The 16,603-nt window shown below is 65.9% G+C and carries 10 protein-coding genes; 3 read left to right on the forward strand and 7 right to left on the reverse strand.

The annotated features are described in order from the left end of the window. Nucleotides 1–116: 116 nt before the first annotated feature. The 3 genes from gltB to FJT57_RS05115 all read left to right on the forward strand — a co-directional run bounded on the left by gltB (nucleotide 117) and on the right by FJT57_RS05115 (nucleotide 6,119). A complete protein-coding gene (gene gltB, locus FJT57_RS05105; protein ID WP_144902312.1) occupies nucleotides 117–4,664 on the forward strand; it encodes a glutamate synthase large subunit in 4,548 nt (1,515 codons plus the stop codon). Nucleotides 4,665–4,807: 143 nt separating this feature from the next. Next, nucleotides 4,808–5,638, forward strand: a complete 831-nt coding sequence (locus tag FJT57_RS05110; RefSeq protein WP_144902314.1) for a DUF7289 family protein — start codon at nucleotides 4,808–4,810, stop codon at nucleotides 5,636–5,638. Nucleotides 5,639–5,747: 109 nt separating this feature from the next. Then, nucleotides 5,748–6,119, forward strand: coding sequence for a hypothetical protein (locus tag FJT57_RS05115; RefSeq protein ID WP_144902317.1), 372 nt, complete (start codon nucleotides 5,748–5,750; stop codon nucleotides 6,117–6,119). A 137-nt stretch (nucleotides 6,120–6,256) separates the two neighbouring features. Here FJT57_RS05115 and FJT57_RS05120 read toward each other — a convergent pair whose 3' ends face one another. The 7 genes from FJT57_RS05120 to FJT57_RS05150 are packed head-to-tail and all read right to left on the reverse strand — an operon-like array spanning nucleotide 6,257 to nucleotide 16,387. Continuing rightward, entirely contained in the window at nucleotides 6,257–7,780 is a 1,524-nt protein-coding gene (locus FJT57_RS05120) for a DUF7289 family protein (RefSeq protein ID WP_144902319.1), read from the reverse strand. Beyond that, complete coding sequence (locus tag FJT57_RS05125) at nucleotides 7,777–8,352, reverse strand: DUF7266 family protein (RefSeq protein WP_144902322.1); 576 nt, start codon at nucleotides 8,350–8,352, stop codon at nucleotides 7,777–7,779. The genes FJT57_RS05120 and FJT57_RS05125 overlap by 4 nt, the downstream gene beginning before the upstream one ends. Next, nucleotides 8,349–9,485, reverse strand: coding sequence for a DUF7261 family protein (locus tag FJT57_RS05130; protein WP_144902325.1), 1,137 nt, complete (start codon nucleotides 9,483–9,485; stop codon nucleotides 8,349–8,351). The genes FJT57_RS05125 and FJT57_RS05130 overlap by 4 nt, the downstream gene beginning before the upstream one ends. Next, a complete protein-coding gene (locus tag FJT57_RS05135; protein WP_144902327.1) occupies nucleotides 9,473–10,057 on the reverse strand; it encodes a DUF7288 family protein in 585 nt (194 codons plus the stop codon). The genes FJT57_RS05130 and FJT57_RS05135 overlap by 13 nt, the downstream gene beginning before the upstream one ends. Further along, nucleotides 10,057–10,572, reverse strand: coding sequence for a DUF7287 family protein (locus FJT57_RS05140; RefSeq protein WP_144902330.1), 516 nt, complete (start codon nucleotides 10,570–10,572; stop codon nucleotides 10,057–10,059). The genes FJT57_RS05135 and FJT57_RS05140 overlap by 1 nt, the downstream gene beginning before the upstream one ends. After that, the gene (locus FJT57_RS05145; RefSeq protein ID WP_144902333.1) at nucleotides 10,572–12,623 is read right to left on the reverse strand and encodes a type II secretion system F family protein; all 2,052 of its coding nucleotides are present in this window, start codon (nucleotides 12,621–12,623) and stop codon (nucleotides 10,572–10,574) included. Before FJT57_RS05145 ends, FJT57_RS05140 begins: the two co-directional genes overlap by 1 nt. Next, nucleotides 12,620–16,387 carry an ATPase, T2SS/T4P/T4SS family gene (locus FJT57_RS05150; RefSeq protein WP_238993907.1) on the reverse strand — a complete coding sequence of 1,256 codons (3,768 nt, stop codon included), beginning with the start codon at nucleotides 16,385–16,387 and terminating at the stop codon, nucleotides 12,620–12,622. The genes FJT57_RS05145 and FJT57_RS05150 overlap by 4 nt, the downstream gene beginning before the upstream one ends. Nucleotides 16,388–16,603: the final 216 nt, after the last annotated feature.

Here is a 16,603-nt window from a genome sequence, read left to right on the forward strand (position 1 = left end):
GTCCGTCGAGATGATATTCACTCAGATTTGTATTATACATATGCCCTTATATGTGATTAGTGAACCATTATGCTTACAGGAGAAACTCCTTTAGGGGGAAGGTATTGGTGGCACATATGACCAAGCCACAGAGAAACACGACTGGCGAATCCGTCGGGCTCGCGGATCCGACGGACGAGCGGTCGAACTGCGGTGTCGGCGCCGTCATCGACCTTGACGGCGGCCGTTCGCACGAGACCGTCGCCGACGGGATCGAACTGCTGGAGAACCTCGAACACCGTGGCACCACCGGTGCCGAGGAGAACACCGGCGACGGGGCGGGGATTATGATTCAGCGACCCGACGAGTTCTTCGAGGCGGTCGTCGACGCCGACCTCCCCGCGGAGTACGCGGTCGCTTCGATCTTTATGCCGCAGGATGACGCCGCGCGCGAGGGCCTCGTCGCCATCTTCGAGCGCGTGCTCACCGAGTACGATCTGGAGGTCGTCCACTGGCGCGACGTCCCGACCGACAACGCCGATCTGGGTGCGACCGCGCTCGACTCGGAACCGGACGTCTGGCAGGCGTTCGTCGTTCCCGAGTCCGACCTCGCTGACGACGCCTTCGACCGCGCGCTGTACGTCGCCCGCCGCGCGGTGGAAAAAGAGGTCGAGGAACTGGACTCGGTGGGCGCGACGCGGTTTTACATCTGTTCGCTGTCGCGGACGACACTCGTCTACAAGGGCCTCCTGAAGGGCGAGCAGCTCGCCGACTACTATCTCGACCTCGCCGACGAGCGGCTGAAGACGACGCTCACGCTGGTTCACGCGCGCTTCTCGACGAATACGCTCGGCGCGTGGCACCTCGCGCACCCGTATCGACACATCGTCCACAACGGCGAGATCAACACGATCCAGGGGAACATCAACTGGATGCGGAGCCGAGAGACCGACCTCGAACACCCGGCGTTCGGCGAGGACCTGGAAACGATCAAGCCCGTCATCAACGACCCGGACCAATCCGACACGGCCTCCGTCGACAACGCCGTCGAACTCCTCCTCCAAGGTGGTCGCGACCTCCCGCACGTCCTTCGGATGCTGATTCCCGAGGCGTACCGCCGCGACGAGCAGATGGCCGACGACCGACGCGAGTGGTACGACTACCACGCGTCGCTGATCGAGCCGTGGGACGGCCCCGCGCTCGTCGCCGCCACGGACGGCGACCGCGTCGCCGCCGTTCTCGACCGCAACGGTCTGCGCCCCTGCCGCTACGACGTCACGACCGACAACACGCTCGTGATGGCCAGCGAGGTCGGCGCGCTGGACACCGACCCCAGCGAGATCAAAGAGCGGGGGCGACTCCAGCCCGGACAGCTGTTCGTCGCCGACCCCGAGGAGGGGCGCGTCATCCCCGATGAGGAGGTCTTCGAATCGCTGACCGACGAGACGTACGGCGAGTGGATCGACGCGGAACAGAAACAGCTCGACGCGCTCGTCGACGCCGACGACTACGCACCGCGGGACGAAGTCGACCACCTTCGCGCGTCGCAGGCGGCGTTCGGCTACACCCACGACCAGCTGAACCACCTCATCGAACCGATGGCCAGAGACGGGAAAGACCCAGTCGGCTCGATGGGCGACGACACGCCGCTGTCGGTGCTGTCGGATTTCAACCGGCCGCTTTTTACCTACTTCAAGCAGCTGTTCGCGCAGGTCACGAACCCGCCGCTGGACTACATCCGCGAGGAACTGGTCACCTCGATCGAATCGCGCCTCGGCGCGCAGCGAAACCTGCTCGATGAGACTCCCGAACACGCCCGACAGCTCGTCCTCGATTCGCCCGTCCTGACGGACGCGCAGACGGCGACGATCAAGTCGCTCGGCGACGACGCGGCCGACTCGATGGAGTCGACGATCGTCGATATTACCTACGAGCGCGAACAGTCGCTCGAAGACGCCGTCGAGCGCGTCCGCGAGGACGCCGCGGCGGCGATCGAATCCGGCGCGGACGTCGTCGTCCTTTCGGATCGGAACCTCGGCCCCGACCGAATCGCGGTTCCAAGCCTGTTGGTGACCGGTGCGGTCCACCACAGTCTCGTCCGGACCGGTCTCCGGAACCACGCGGGGCTGGTCGTCGAATCCGGCGACCCCCGCGAGGTACACCACCTCGCCACGCTCGTCGGCTACGGCGCGGACGCGGTGAACCCCTACCTCGCCTACCAGACGATCACGGACGTCGTCGCCGGACCCGACGGCGCGGACGAGAGCGAGTCGATCGCGGCGTACAAGAAGGCGCTCGAAGATGGGTTGCTGAAGACGATGGCCAAGATGGGCATCTCGACGGTCGAGTCCTATCAGGGCGCGCAGATCTTCGAGGCGGTCGGTCTCGACTCCGACTTCGTCGCCGAGTACTTCGAGGGCACGGAAATCCGAACCGAGGGCATCGGCATCGACGTGATCGAAGACGACGTCCGGACGCGACACACCGTCGCCTTCGGCGAGGACCCCGATCTCGACCGCCAGGGCGAGTACGAGCACCGCTCGGACGGCATCCACCACCAGTGGAACCCCCAGACAGTCGGCACGCTCCAGCAGGCAGTCCGCTCGGGCGACTACGAGAAGTACCGGGAGTTCGCCGAACTCATCAACGACCAATCGGAGGAGTTACAGACGCTCCGCGGTCTGCTCGAATTCGACTCCGATCGCGAGTCGGTGCCGATCGAGGAGGTCGAATCGGTCGAGGAGATCGTGACGCGGTTCTCCACCGCGGCGATGTCGCTCGGCAGCCTCTCGCCGGAGGCCCACGAGAACAACTCGATCGCGATGAACCGCCTCGGCGGCAAGTCCAACTCCGGCGAGGGCGGCGAACCGCCGGAGCGCTTCGACACCGAGAAGGAGTGCAACGTCAAGCAGGTCGCCTCCGGCCGCTTCGGCGTCACCTCCGAGTACCTGACGAGCGCCGACGAACTGCAGATCAAGATGGCGCAGGGCTCGAAGCCCGGCGAGGGCGGTCACCTCCCCGGCAAGAAGGTCAACGAGATGATCGCGCACGTCCGCTTCGCGACGCCCGGGGTCGGCCTCATCTCGCCGCCGCCGCTGCACGACATCTACTCGATCGAGGACCTGAAACAGCTCATCCACGACCTGAAGACCGCCAACCCCGAGGCAGACATCAACGTGAAACTCGTCTCTGAGGCGGGGATCGGCACCATCGCCGCGGGCGTCGCGAAGGCCAACGCCGACGTCGTCCACATTTCGGGTCACGACGGCGGGACGGGCGCGTCGCCGAAGACGTCGATCAAGAACGCGGGGCTCCCGTGGGAGCTCGGCCTCGCCGAGGCGAACCAGATGCTTCGCGCGACGGGGCTCCGATCGCGGATCCGCGTCTCCACCGACGGCGGGATGAAGACCGGTCGCGACGTCGCCGTCGCCGCGCTGCTCGGCGCGGAGGAGTACATCTTCGGCACGTCGTCGCTGGTCACCTCCGGCTGCGTGATGGCCCGACAGTGCCACGAGAACACGTGTCCGGTCGGGGTCGCCACCCAGCGCGAGAAGCTCCGGAACCGCTTCCCCGGCCAGCCCGAGCACGTCATCAACTACATGACCTTCATCGCCCAGGAGCTCCGCGAAATTATGGCCGAACTCGGTTTCACCTCGCTCGACGAGATGATCGGCCGACCCTCGCTGCTCACGCAGCGCGAGACCGACCACGAGAAGGCCAAGCACCTGGATCTCACCGACGTTATCGCCGAGCCCGCGGGCGACGTCCGACAGAAGACCGAAGAGCAGGTCCACGCGGGGGTCGAGGCGCAGTTGGACCACCAACTGATCGAGCGCGCCGAGGCCGCGCTCGAAGACGGCGACCCCGTCGCACTCGATTCGCCGATCTCCAACGTCGACCGCGCGGTCGGCGCGATGCTGTCGAACCGCATCTCGAAGACCTACGGCGGCGCGGGCCTCTCCGAGGACACGATCCGCGTCGACTTCGACGGCGTCGCCGGACAGTCCTTCGGCGCGTTCCTCGCCGGGGGCGTCACGATGCAGCTGACCGGCGCGGCGAACGACTACGTCGGCAAGGGGCTCTCCGGCGGGAAGGTGATCGTCGAGACGCCCGAGAACGCCGCCTACGAACCCGACGAGAACGTCCTCATCGGCAACGTCGCACTGTACGGCGCGACGCAGGGCGAACTGTACGTCAACGGCGTCGCGGGCGAGCGGTTCGCCGTCCGGAACTCCGGCGTGAAGGCCGTCGTCGAGGGCGTCGGCGATCACGGCTGCGAGTACATGACCGGCGGCGTCGTCGCCGTGCTCGGTGACACCGGCCGCAACTTCGCCGCGGGGATGTCCGGCGGCATCGCGTACGTGTACGACCCCGACGACGAGTTCGCCACGCAGACGAACACCGGGATGGTCTCGCTGGAGGACGACCTCGACGACTCCGATCGACAGATGCTCCGCCGCCTCGTCGAGAACCACGCGGCTTACACCGACAGCGACCGCGCGGCGTGGATGCTCGACGACTGGAGTGAGGTCCTCGCGGACTTCGTGAAAGTGATGCCCGACGCGTACGCCGAGGTCATCGAAGAGCGCGCCCGCGACGACGTCCGGAAGGAACTGCCGCCCGCGGCGTCGGCGGCGGTCCCCGGCGACGACGGCGACCGACTCGCGCAGACGAGCGACGACTGATCGGGCGGCGGGCTCCGAACTCCGATTCCGATACCGACGCTAATCTGACACAGACGCCGACTCCGATCTGACACCGATCCCGATTCTTCCGTTTCATCGCGTCCGACAGCACACTTAACTCGGTCACCGCGAAATCGCCACATATGCGAGGTGACGGGGCGGAGAACGTCAATCAGACAACGAAAGCGATGCGGCATCGGACCGACCGCGCAGTGAGCGAGACGGTCAGTTTCGTCCTCGTGTTCGCGCTCGTCATCGCATCCGTCGGCACCGTCTACGCCGTCGGCGTCTCGGAGTTGGAGGAAACGCGGGACGCCGAGCGGGTCGAGAACGCCGAGCGCGCGTTCGACGTCCTCGCCGACAACCTCGGGGACGTGATCGAGGGCGCGCCCAGTCGCGGGACGGAGGTGAAACTCGCCGACTCGACGGTCCGCACCGCGGACGACGCCTCGATGAACGTGACCGTCGACCCCGAGGGCGCGGCGGCGGAGTCGTGGGAGTTCTCGCTGCGGCCGCTCGTCTACGAGGCCGCGACCGGCGGCGAGGTCCGACTCAGCAGCGGTGCCGTGCTCCGCGACAGTCCCCGCGGCGAGGCGTCGGTCGTTCGCGGTCCGCCGCTGATCGTCGACGGCGTCGACGGCGGAAGCGGCGGCGACGGCTCACGGGTCCGACTCACGCTCCTCAAGCAGGAGCACGTCGGGACCGCCGCGGTCGGCGGCTCCCAGACCGTCCGGATCCGCACGGAGGGCAGCAGGCCCCGGCTCTTCTACGACGCAGACGGCGGCCACGATCTCACGGTGAACGTCACGACGCCGCACACTGACGCGTGGGCGCGCCAGTACGTAACGTCCGGATTCGACTGTACGGAGGTCAGCGGGCCCACCGCCGACTCACCGGGACGGATCTCCTGCACCGCGTCCGACGTGGATCAAGTGACGGTGGTGTGGGTTCGCGTGACGACGTCGTTCGAGTGACTCCGGAACGCACAGTGAACCGTCAAACTGCAAGAGCTCGATTCCGAGACGCTCAAACAGCTCTTGTAGTATAGCGGACTTATTTGTTATATGGGTAACAATTTCGGGTATGGTCCTCGAACGAGCGATCGGAAAGCCCCTCGACCGAACCGACGTCAACCGCGAGTCGGCGGCGCGAACTGCGGCCCACGCCGAGGAACTGCACGTTCGAAGCTACGCCCACGAGTGGAGCTACGACCTCGAAATCGAGATCGCGACGCCCGACGGCGACGTCGTGTTCGAGACGCAGTACCACCTGCGACCCGGGCGGGCCGCCAGCGAAATCGGCGTCGTGGATCCCGGCGAATACGACGTTCGAGCGGTGCTCGACGGCGAACGCGAGACGGTGCGGCGTTGTCGGATCGATCGGACGGCCGGGGGAACGGTCGTCGTCGAAATCGGCAACGGGATTCTGAGTCTGACCGAGGGGCTCAGAGTGTAGTAGGGTCGACCCTTCGATAGCGGATCGATACCGGTCCAGTCGATGAGGAGTAGAGATCAGTTCGGGCGATGGGGAGTCGATAGCAGTTCAGGCGATGGCGATTCGTGACGAGTCAGTCGAGTTCGACGGTCATAGTCTCAGTCGAGTTCGACGGTCACGTTGTTCTCCGTCACGTGCAGGTACGTGATGTAGGATTCGCCAGCGATCGTGTCGTAGCGCAGCGTCCCGCCAGATTCGCTGTTGGATATCTGCGATGTTCCGCGGTTCCCCGGCCCGTGATACACGGTGAGATCGAACTCCGAATCGAACATCGCGAAGTAGTGGCGGGTGAGAATCCGGAGGTTCTGGGCGTCGCCGTAGGAGTACGTCGTGTCCTCGCCGTCGTCGCCTGTGTGCGCGAATGTGGTGGGGTTCGGATCTCCCGCGGCGTCGGCGTCGCGCTCGTCCCAGTCGATCGCGGTGTCGTCGAGACTGCTTGATCCGTACGTGAACTCCTGCTCGGTGCTCGTGAAGTCGATGTCGATCACCGTGTCGCCGTCCTCGCAGTCGAGTTGAACGGCCCCCGAATCGGACGGGATCGAGTCGTTCGTCCAGCGGTGAACGCCTTCCGGGGTCGACGCGTCATCGTAGTAGATGTCCATCGTCAGCGTTTCCGAACCGGGTTCGCCGCCGTTGCAGTAGTTGTTGCCGATGCCGTTCGGTACCTCGACGGCCGCCTCGTAGGCCTTGTCGCCGTCCTCGACGTAGAAGGAGACGAAGATGTTGTTGAACGTCCCACCGTCCTTTTTGATGGACGTCTGGAAGTCGGTGACAGAGTGCCCGTCATCGATACCGCGAACGGGGATACTCTCGCCCTTCTCGGGATACGCGAACGCGCCGACCTCGTTGGCCGTTTCGAGAACGACGGTCGCCGTCCGGTTGTCGTGATCGACGGAAACGTTTCCGGTCGTCCGGGTCCGGAAGTAGTCGGCCCAACCCTCGTAATAGGCGCTGTGGACCGTCACGTCGACAGTCCCGTTCGTGACCGGGTTCACGTACTGTCGGATCGAGCCGTCTTCGGCTTCGACGTCGTACGGCGCGCCGACGCCGTCAGTGTCGGTCGCCGCCTCGTTCGGATAGATCCGGGTCAACTCGCCCGATCGGCGGACGGTCGCCCGCGTATCGCCGCTGGCCGTGTCGGTCGAGCGGACGCGGAGCACCGGCAGCGTCAGGGTCGTCCCGCGGTAGTGGAACTCCGGCGGCGATACCATCGACGTGCCGCCGCCCTCCTGCCGCCAGACGCCGCCGCCTTGGTAGGCGACCGTCGTCTCGTCCGTTCGGTAGGAGACCGAGCCGAGCGAGGCGTTGTAGATATCCTCGGTCTCTCCGGCGGTGTAGTTCTCGTGTCTGATCCGCAGCCATCCGCTCTCGGATTCGGCGGCGTAGGTCCCGCCGCTGGAATCGCCGAGCCGGACCGTCTGAACGGAACCCTCACCGAGTCCCACGACCGCCGCCCGAGCGTCGAGCAGCGTCATCGCGTGCTCCGCGCGGTCGATCGACGTGCTGTCCTGCACGTCGGTCAGGGCCGTCGAACCGAGCGCGACGACGACGCCCGCGCCGGTGATCGTCAGCGCTAACAGTAACACGAGTCCGATGTTCGACGCCTGCGCGCGATCAGTCATACTGGTTGCCCCCCAAATCGTCCGATGTCGACCGCAGCGGGTCGCGACAGCGAGAGCGCGTCCGCACCGCCTTCCCCCTCGGAGACGACGAGCGACTCGCCGCCCGTCGTGTCGAGTTCGATGACGACCCGGCCGCCGTTCGCGGACGTCTCGTCCACGTCAACGATCGTCGAGACGGTAAGCGTGACGCTCACGTCTGACCGCACAGAGCGGAGTGTCAGGTCGTACTGTCCCGGCTGTGCGCCCGGCGGCGACTGCTCGCTGATCTCGATTCGGTAGGACTCACCGGCGACTCGATCCGGGAGATCGACACCGATCCGGAGGGTGGGAGGCGATGCGGTCGATCTCGAAATTCGGTCCGCGTCGTCGATCCCGGCGGCGAGCTGCTCGGCGAGGACGTCGAGTTCCTCGCGGACGACGCGGTCGCGCTCGTTCTCGACGTAGCCGCTCCCCGCGATGAGTAGCCCCGAAACGAGAACCGCGGTGATGCTCAGCGCGATCACGTAGTTCACCGTGACCGAGACCGCGCGATCCCGCCGGGTGTCGCCGTCGCGGCGCGAGGGTCGATTCATTCCGGCAGCACCTCGATTCGCGCCTCGTAGTCAAGTTCCTCGGTCCGGTACGTCACGTCGAACTGCGCGCCGTAGATCGCGTGCGTCCAGTAGGGCGACCCGCCGTCGACGGCGTCGACGCCCAGTGCGGAGAGTTCTCCGGGTCGCTCGTCAAGCACCATCGTGTACGTGCCACCGGCCATCTGCGAGTCCCGATAGCTGATCTCGACGTCGTCGCCGACGGCGGAGACGTTCGACAGCGCCGGGCACGCCGCCCCGCCGACGGACTCGTTCGGGACGTCGATCACGAACGTCCCGTCGGTGACCGAGCCCGCGAAACAGGCCGGGCGTGCGGTCCCGTCGTCGACCACGCGGACCGCCGGATTCCCGCCGTCGTCGTAGACGAACAGACTCGTGGTGCCCGCATCCGAGGAGACGTTGACGTGGAAGACGTCGTCGGCGACGAGGTCCGACGGATCGTCCGCGAGCGTCGATTCGTCGACGGTAAGGCGCATCGAGCGGACGCCCGAGAGGTCGGCATCGGCGGCGACGGTCCAGTTCCGGTCGCCCGCGTCGCTCGTGAAATCCCGTGAGGCGTCGTCCTGCTGGATCCGCGTCCCGTTCGTCACGGTCGCCACCTCGACGGCGACGACGTCGCCCCCGACGGCTCGGTGATGTGAGGCGAGGTCGTCCCAGCGATCGATCGCGGACCGGAAGGCCGCGTTCAACTCGGTCGGGTCGCTGTTGTTGCGGTCGTTCACCGAGCGAACGGCCTCGACGCCCGCCGCGCGGGATTCGGAGACGTACTCGATCACGGGCGTCGCGTCCACGCCAGCGTCGCGCGTCGCCAGGTTTCCGGTGTAGATCGCGGTGTTCAAAAGCAGCGCCAGCGCGACGAACAGGACCGCGAGCGCGAGCGCGCCGACGAGGAGCAACTGCCCGCGGTCGCGGTCTCCCCCGAGTGACTGCCCGCTGTCACGGATTCTCTTGCGTGGCTGACCGCTGCTTCGGTCTCTCCTGAGTGACTGACCGCTGCTTCGGTCTCGACTGGGTGACTGACCGCTGTCTCGGTCGTCCCGAAGCGACTGGCAGCGGTCGCCGTCTCGAGAACGTGGCTTCCGCGTCGCGTCGGGGGAGGGAGTCACATCCGCCATACGACGAGTTCGACCTCCACAACGGAGTACAGCGTCTGTTCGGGATCTCGGTCCTGGACGAGGTAGGAGGCGTTCTCCAGGGTCGTATCCGAGAGCGATTCGTCCGGGTTGCGCAATCGGTCGCCGTCAGAGAGCGTAACGAGTCGCCGCTCGGTCGAGGCGTGGTCGCTCGGCTCGCCGAGGTCGACGATGGGATCGCGCTGCCGCTCGCCGCTGTCGTCGATATAGTACAGCGTGAGATCGAACGCGATCCCGCGTTCGAGGAACGTCTCTTCGAGCATGTCTCCGAACGCGGTCGGCGGCGGGCCGCGAACGTAGCCGTCCGGGGTCGCGCCGTGCCAGCCACCTGCCGACTCGTTCCAGTACAGGAGCGTCGACGCGAGCGTCCCGTTCTCGTCCGCGGTCGCGAGGACGCCCTCGGCGACGGCGGCCTGTTGGTTCTCGATGTGCTGGCTGGACGTGCTGCCGGTCAGCGGCGTGACGGCCGTCACCTGCAGCGCGAAGACCAGACTGGAGACGAGGATCATCGCGGCGGTGATCGCCTCCAGCGTGTGGGCCTGTCCGCGGTCCATCACCACACCCTCACGAGCAGTCGGTACGTCTCGCCGTCGATCGAGACGACGCGCTGTGCGGACGTCACAGACCGCGTCTCCGGCAGCGACGGGCCCGCGGTGAGCGTCGTGCCGTCGACCGTCGCGACGCCGCCGTCGAGTTCGTGGACCGAGACGTTGGCGTCGCGCGGTCCGTCGAGTGAGAGGAGCGCCGCGGTCGTGTCCGCGGTCGTGTCGAACTGGCAGTCGAGGGGCGCGTCGTCACCGCCGTTGAGTTGGTCGAACAGCCCGGTCGTGCAGGTGGCGTTCAGCAGGTACGGCTCCGCGGGATCGCCGAGACGGTCCGTCGAGAGCGACGTCGCGATTCGGTCGGCCGTCTGCGGGCCCTCCGCGCTCTGGAACGGCGCGAACACCGTCGGCACGAACGCGACGACGAACGCGACGACGAGCAGAAACAGCCCGATGCCGATCGCGAAGTCGATGGTCGTCTGCGCGCGGGCCCCGCGGCGGTGACCGCTCGTCGGCGATAGCGGCATCACCCCACCACCATCCAGGTGAACAGCGCGATCGTCTGCAGGATGACGACGAACTTCACCCCGGAGACGATGTCGGCGTCGCGGATGTAGCCGCTGATGAACCCCGACAGCGCCGCCTGCAGCGTCACCGCGTGGAAGAACAACACCGAAAGCAACTGGGTGTCGACGCCCCCGCCGAAGTTCAGTCCCTGCCCGGCGAGTTCGTCGCCGCCGGTCGCACTGGCCTGCGACGTCAACCCCGACATCACGTCGAGGAACTGCGTCTTCAAGATCGCCATCACGCCGAGCAGCGTCAGGTACGTCATCAGGATGATCGCGACCTGCATCCGCGTTCTCGACTTCCGCTCGCGCTCGATGTCGTCTTGGTTCTCCGACGCCTGCGCCGCGGTGGTCAGCACCTCGGTGATCTGACTCGACGCCTCCTGCGCCTTCGAGATGAGCTTGACCGTTCGGGCGAGCCGCGGGATGTGGTACTTGTTGTTGAACTCGACGAGCGCGCTGCGCAGGCTCATCCCGTAGTTCACCTTCGCGTGCATCACCTCGAACTCCTCGGCGAGTTTCCCCGAGGAGGTCGACGCCACCGTCTCGACGGATTCCAGCAGCGTCTGACCGGTGTCGTTCGCGCTGGAGAGCTTCCGGAGGTTGTCCGAGAGCTTCCCGATGACCGCGTTCCGCGAGCGGACGTTCCAGGTGTGAAACACCGCCAGCGGGACGCCGACGACGTAAGTGGGCACGTACCACCACATAAACGTCCCCCAGACGGGGTTTTCGACCATCCCCGACCACGTCAGCGGCGCGGCGCCGTTGACCACCGCGACGGCGAGGAGCGCGAGCGCCGCCGGAACGGTCAGCGCCAGCGTGTACAGCGGGTTGTCGCGGAAGAACAGGTGCGGATTCCTGAGCAGCTCTCCCGTCTTGTAGGTCCCCTCCCGCGAGCGGATCCGATCGAAGAGCCGGAACTCCCCGACGAAGCTCTCGATCAATCCCATGTGGATCAGCCCCTCTCGGTTGACCTGTTCGAGTCGATCGGAGCTGTTCGACGGCTGCAGGTAGCCGTCCCCGGGTTCGTCCTGTTTGACCGTCGAGACGAGCACGAGAAACGCCACGCCGGTGAGGGGAATCAGCCCGTAGACGGTCCCGTAGAGCAGTTCCTGCTGCGCCTGCCCGAGCATACTCATGATGACGAGGATGATGATGAGAAGCAGCGGAAACAGCGACAGCGTCATGTACATCTCGCCGAACAGCTCCAGCGTCTCGAGGATGGTCTCCTGTTCCTGTTTCGCGGTTCGGAGGTGTTTCTCCTTCTTATCGGAGAGGAACTGCTCCATATTGCCGCCGGAGTTGACGATCGAGAGCATATCCGTCAGGAACTGCGAGAGCTCCTCGGAGGGCGTCGTCATCGCCTGATCGCGGATCGCGTTCCGGTAGTCGGTGCCGAAGTATTCCGTCTCGCGGACAATGCTCTGGAACTCCTGGGCGACCTCGCCGTAGGTGTCGTCGGCGCGGCCCATCGCCTCCAGGATTTCCAGTTGGTTCAGCCCGCCGACCGAGAGCGCGTACATGAACGAGATCGCGTCCGGGAGCAGCATATTGATCTCGCGCTTCCGTCCCGACGCCGTCGAGTACGGCACGGCGACGAGACCGCCGAAGCCCAGTCCGAAACCGATCGCACCGAAGACAACGCCGGAGACGAGCGTGACCGCGGGAACGGTGAGCGCTTTCAGCGCCGCGGCCGTCTCGGCGTCCGGCGCGGGAAGGCCGATGCTGATCGCCTCCGGCGAGACGAGACCGAGCGCGAAGATCGCCCACACGACGACCGTCCCGACGAGCCAGAGTACGCCGCCCGCGATGACGCCGATCGCGATCGCGTGCGAGAGGTACAGTTCGACCGTCGACGGCATCCGCGCCTGTTCGAGCTTTCTCGCCAGATCGGCGACGAAATCGCCGTCCTCGTCGAAGAAGAACTGGAACACCGGATAGAAGGCGTCGCCGAGCGTGTCCGTGCTCCGGTCGAGTCCGTCGCTGTCGGTGTCGCCGACGTCCAGACTCATCGCCCGGTCCCCGCCGACTCGTCGGACGCGCTTCCCTCCTCGTCGCCTTCGGAAGCCGTACTCTCCTCCGCGTCTCCTTCAGCAGTCTCGCTCTCCTCTGCGGTGTCTCCGTCAGTCCCGCTCAGCTCCGCGTCGACGTCAGCGACGGACCTGTCGCCGTCGTCGACCGTCCTGACGTCACCGAAATCCCACGCGTCGTCGCTGTCGATCTCGGTCTCCCCGCTCGCTTCGTCAGTCGCGTCGTCTGCCGCACCGTCCGCACCGTTCGTAGTCTCTCCGACCTCTTCGTCCCCTCCTTCCCCCTCGACCGGATCGCCCCCGCCGAATTCGACCGGCGAATTCCGGTCGACACCGCCGTTCGCCTCGGCGCTCTCGCCCTCCACTGAACCCGCAGAATCGTCATCGAAGGCAGGGCCTTCGAGCAAGTCTTCGATACCGAGTTCACCGGCGTCGCCGTCGTCAGAGTCCACCGAATCAGCCTCACGACGGTCCGTCCCGCCTTCGGTCGCGGCTGTCTCCGATTCGTCGTCTGCGGTCCCCGTCTCCGACTCCCCGTCTAACGCCGGTGTCTCTGCGCTATCGTCGAGCGTCGGCGCATCCGATCCATCGTCGAGGGCAGATGCGTCCGATCCGTCGTCGAGCGCGGGTGCGTCGGTCCGCTCTTCGAGGGCGTCGAGTTCGGGGTGGTCGCCACGTTCGGCGGTGACGTCTGGGGCCGTCTCGACGTCGAGCAGCGCGTCCGCGACGTCGACATCGTCCAGGTCCCGGTAGTCGGGCCACAGTTCCTCCTCGGCGCGTTCGAGGATCTCCGTACAGAGCGCTTGGATCTCCTCGCCGGGGCTCGGCCGCGGGACCATCGCCTCCTTCTCGGGGTCGACGTTGATCTCGACGGATTCCATCTCCCGCAGGTCTTCGAGGCTCCGTTCGAGGCCGTCGCGCGCCATCAGCGCGAGGATCGTCTCCTGATCGTTGATGAACGCCTGCAGCGTCGCCGCCACCTGCGAGTACGTGTTGAGGCCGCGGTCGATGAGGTACGCGAGCACGACGTGCCGCTTGAACAGTTCATCGTCGAGTTGCTCGCGGGTCCAGCCGCGGTCGAACCGGACGTCCGCGAGGGTGTTCGACGAACCCATCTTGAGGAATTCGTCGCCCTCCGCCTGCCACTGGTAGACGTCCTGGACGTTGATCTCGTCGTTCTCGGCGTCGTAGTGGTTGATCTCCGTCAGCGACTTGTTCCGCCTGACCTTGTTGCCCTGCACGCGCGTCGACGTCTGAACCGAGACGAGATCCAGGGCGGTGAACATCGTCTTTGAGACGTTGATCGGGTCGGTAGTAAAGCGCTTGAGCACCTCGCCGACGCTGTCGGCGTGGAACGTCGTGTACGTCGTGTGACCCGTGCTCATCACCTGGAACAGCGTCCGCCCCTCCTCGCCGCGAATCTCGCCCATCACGATGTAGTCCGGGCGCTGTCGAAGCGCGGCCTCCAGTAAGTCGAACTCGTCGACGTCTCCGCGGTCGTCGTCGCTGAACGACGGCCGGGTGACGGAGGCGACCCAGTTGCGCTGGGGCAGTTCGACCTCGCGGGTGTCCTCGATCGAGACGATCTTCGAGTTCGAGGGGATGAAGAGCGACACCGCGTTCAGCGAGGTCGTCTTCCCCGAGGCGGTCCCCCCGGCGAAGATGAGGCTCTTGTCGTTCTCGATGCAGAGCCAGAGGAACGCCATCTCCTCCAACGAAAAGGTCTTCCAGTTGATGAGGTCGATCGGGGTGAACGGGACGTCCTTGAACTGGCGGATGGTGTAGTTCGTCCCGTGGTCCGACACCTCTCGGCCGAGCGTCAGCTGCGCGCGCGACCCGTCCGGGAGCGTCGCGTCGACCTGCGGCCGCCGCTTGGAGATGCCCTTGCCCGACCGCTGGGCGAGTTTGACGACGAAGTCGTCGAGTTCGTTCTCCCCGTGGTAGACGTTGGAGATGATCTGCTCGTAGTCGGAGTGGTAGACGAACACCGGCGAGTTGTAGCCGTCGCAGGAGATGTCCTCGACGTTGACGTCGTGTTTGATCGGATCGATGCGCTCGTAGCCGATGAAGTCGCGGCGGAGGACGTACAGCAGTTTCTCGACCTGGTAGTCGGTCAGTTCCGTCGCGTCCTCTTCAAGCACCGCTGGCTCGGGGCGGGCCGCGATGCCGTCGAGCGAGGGATCGCTCGCCACCGACGACGCCCCGGCGAACAACCCGTCGAACCGACCGCCGAGTGAGCCTTCACGGAGTCCCAACGATCGAGCGATCGACGCCATCGACCGTTTCGACGACGCGCCGTCCCCAGAGGCTATTTCGCTGTCCTCGCCGCCGCCGCGACCGAACGGGAGCTCGAAGTCGAACGTCGAGAGGAATCCGTCATCCTCGGGGTCATCGGCGACGTCGCCGTTTCTCGTCGCGAGGACCGACAGCCCCGTCTGCCGGGGGTGGTCGGGAACGCGGTAGAGGTTGTACCGTTCGAGCAGTTCCAGCGACTGCTGTTCGATCACGCGGCGGCGCGTTTCGGGGCCACCGCCAACGACGCTCTCGTCGTCGTATTTGATCGCCGTCCGGAGCTTCCCGGTCAGGTACTCGGCTAAGTCGGCCTCGATCCGGTTCTGGTACGGTTCGACCGCATAGTACTTCTTCTCGTTCTCCTTCGTCGAGTGGAAGATGATCACGAACGAGTGCGGTTCGTTGACCCAATACCGTTCGACCTCCCTGAAGTGGGTCTTCTTTTCCAGCGGAACGGCCTTCTCCAGATCGTACCGGTTGACGACCGTCGTCGCACCGCGGGCGTTCGCAAAGAACGCGTCCTCGTCGAGTTCCGGGTTCACGTCGACCGTTCGCTCGTCGACGACCTCCTCGAGTTCCGTCGCTCGCTTCGCACCGTGGGCGAGCACGTCTTCGATCGCGTCGGGGTCGAAGCCCAGCGCCTCGCTCTCGTCGAAGCGGTCGATCTCGCCGTCATCGTCTCGCGGGCGCGAGCCGTCTTCCTCGTAGTAGTACTCGCGCTTGTAGTGCTCCCAGAGCCAGACGTCCTTGACTACGGGGGTCGTCTCAGGGTCACAAAACGCCTCGAACTCCCGCTGGATTCGCGTCGCCTCGCCGATCGCCGAGACGAGTTCCTCGGTCGTCTCGACGGGGTGGAACCCGAGGTGCGCCTCGACGTCGACGCTCACCGCGTCCCAGTCCTCGCGGGTCGGCGTCGGGATCTCCACGCCGTCGTCCCAGCGGGCGTTCTCCCCGTCGTCGGCCCCGTGATAGTCTCGCGGGTCGATCCCGCCGTACAGCGTCTCGACGTCGCCCTCGACGCCGTACTCGTCGAGAAAATCCGACCAGGTGTACGCGCCGACGGCGACTCGCGGTCCGTCGGGATCGGATCCGTCTCCTCCCTCACCCGCTTCCGCGTCGTCTGTCGAGCGGTCGGCCTCCTCACCAGTTGGTTGATCCGCGACCTCGCCCGTCAGTTGGTTCGACGGTCCGTCAGACGGGCCCTCAGTCGATCCGTCGGACCGGTCGTCCGAACCCACCGCAGGCTGTGTAGTCGATCCGTCGGCCGGTTGATCTCCGTCCGCAGTCGGTTGAAGCCCCCCAGCCCCATCCGCGCTCGATCCGTTCGAAGTCTCGGCGGCCCGATCGACGGCCTCCCCCTCGTGCGTCGACGGGGAACCGTCCCCGTCGCCCTCCAACGCGTCGTCGCCGTCCCCCTCGGGATCGGCCGCCGACGCGTCGTCGTCGGTTGCCATCGTACTGGCCTCGGTGGCCGCACGGAAAAAGACTTCTCCCCGATTATCACCGAATTTAATTGAGAGACGGCCTGAAAAAATGTTTGTTTAATTGGACGTTGTAGAGAGATATCGATAACAGACGACGCTGGCGTCCGTTCCGAAGATCAGCGGAATGCCGAGCAACGGTGGGGGTACGTCTGAACCGTATCGGTTCGAATCGAACCACAGCGCGCA

This window comes from Halobellus captivus (assembly GCF_007655485.1).
In the GTDB taxonomy this organism is placed as follows: domain Archaea; phylum Halobacteriota; class Halobacteria; order Halobacteriales; family Haloferacaceae; genus Haloquadratum; species Haloquadratum captivum.

Bases quoted from the DNA above. Each gene is read 5' to 3' on its own strand.
- gltB (WP_144902312.1), top strand. From the start codon at position 117: ATGACCAAGCCACAGAGAAACACGACTGGCGAATCCGTCGGGCTCGCG.
- FJT57_RS05110 (WP_144902314.1), top strand. From the start codon at position 4,808: ATGCGAGGTGACGGGGCGGAGAACGTCAATCAGACAACGAAAGCGATG.
- FJT57_RS05115 (WP_144902317.1), top strand. From the start codon at position 5,748: ATGGTCCTCGAACGAGCGATCGGAAAGCCCCTCGACCGAACCGACGTC.
- FJT57_RS05120 (WP_144902319.1), bottom strand. From the start codon at position 7,780: ATGACTGATCGCGCGCAGGCGTCGAACATCGGACTCGTGTTACTGTTA.
- FJT57_RS05125 (WP_144902322.1), bottom strand. From the start codon at position 8,352: ATGAATCGACCCTCGCGCCGCGACGGCGACACCCGGCGGGATCGCGCG.
- FJT57_RS05130 (WP_144902325.1), bottom strand. From the start codon at position 9,485: ATGGCGGATGTGACTCCCTCCCCCGACGCGACGCGGAAGCCACGTTCT.
- FJT57_RS05135 (WP_144902327.1), bottom strand. From the start codon at position 10,057: ATGGACCGCGGACAGGCCCACACGCTGGAGGCGATCACCGCCGCGATG.
- FJT57_RS05140 (WP_144902330.1), bottom strand. From the start codon at position 10,572: ATGCCGCTATCGCCGACGAGCGGTCACCGCCGCGGGGCCCGCGCGCAG.
- FJT57_RS05145 (WP_144902333.1), bottom strand. From the start codon at position 12,623: ATGAGTCTGGACGTCGGCGACACCGACAGCGACGGACTCGACCGGAGC.
- FJT57_RS05150 (WP_238993907.1), bottom strand. From the start codon at position 16,387: ATGGCAACCGACGACGACGCGTCGGCGGCCGATCCCGAGGGGGACGGC.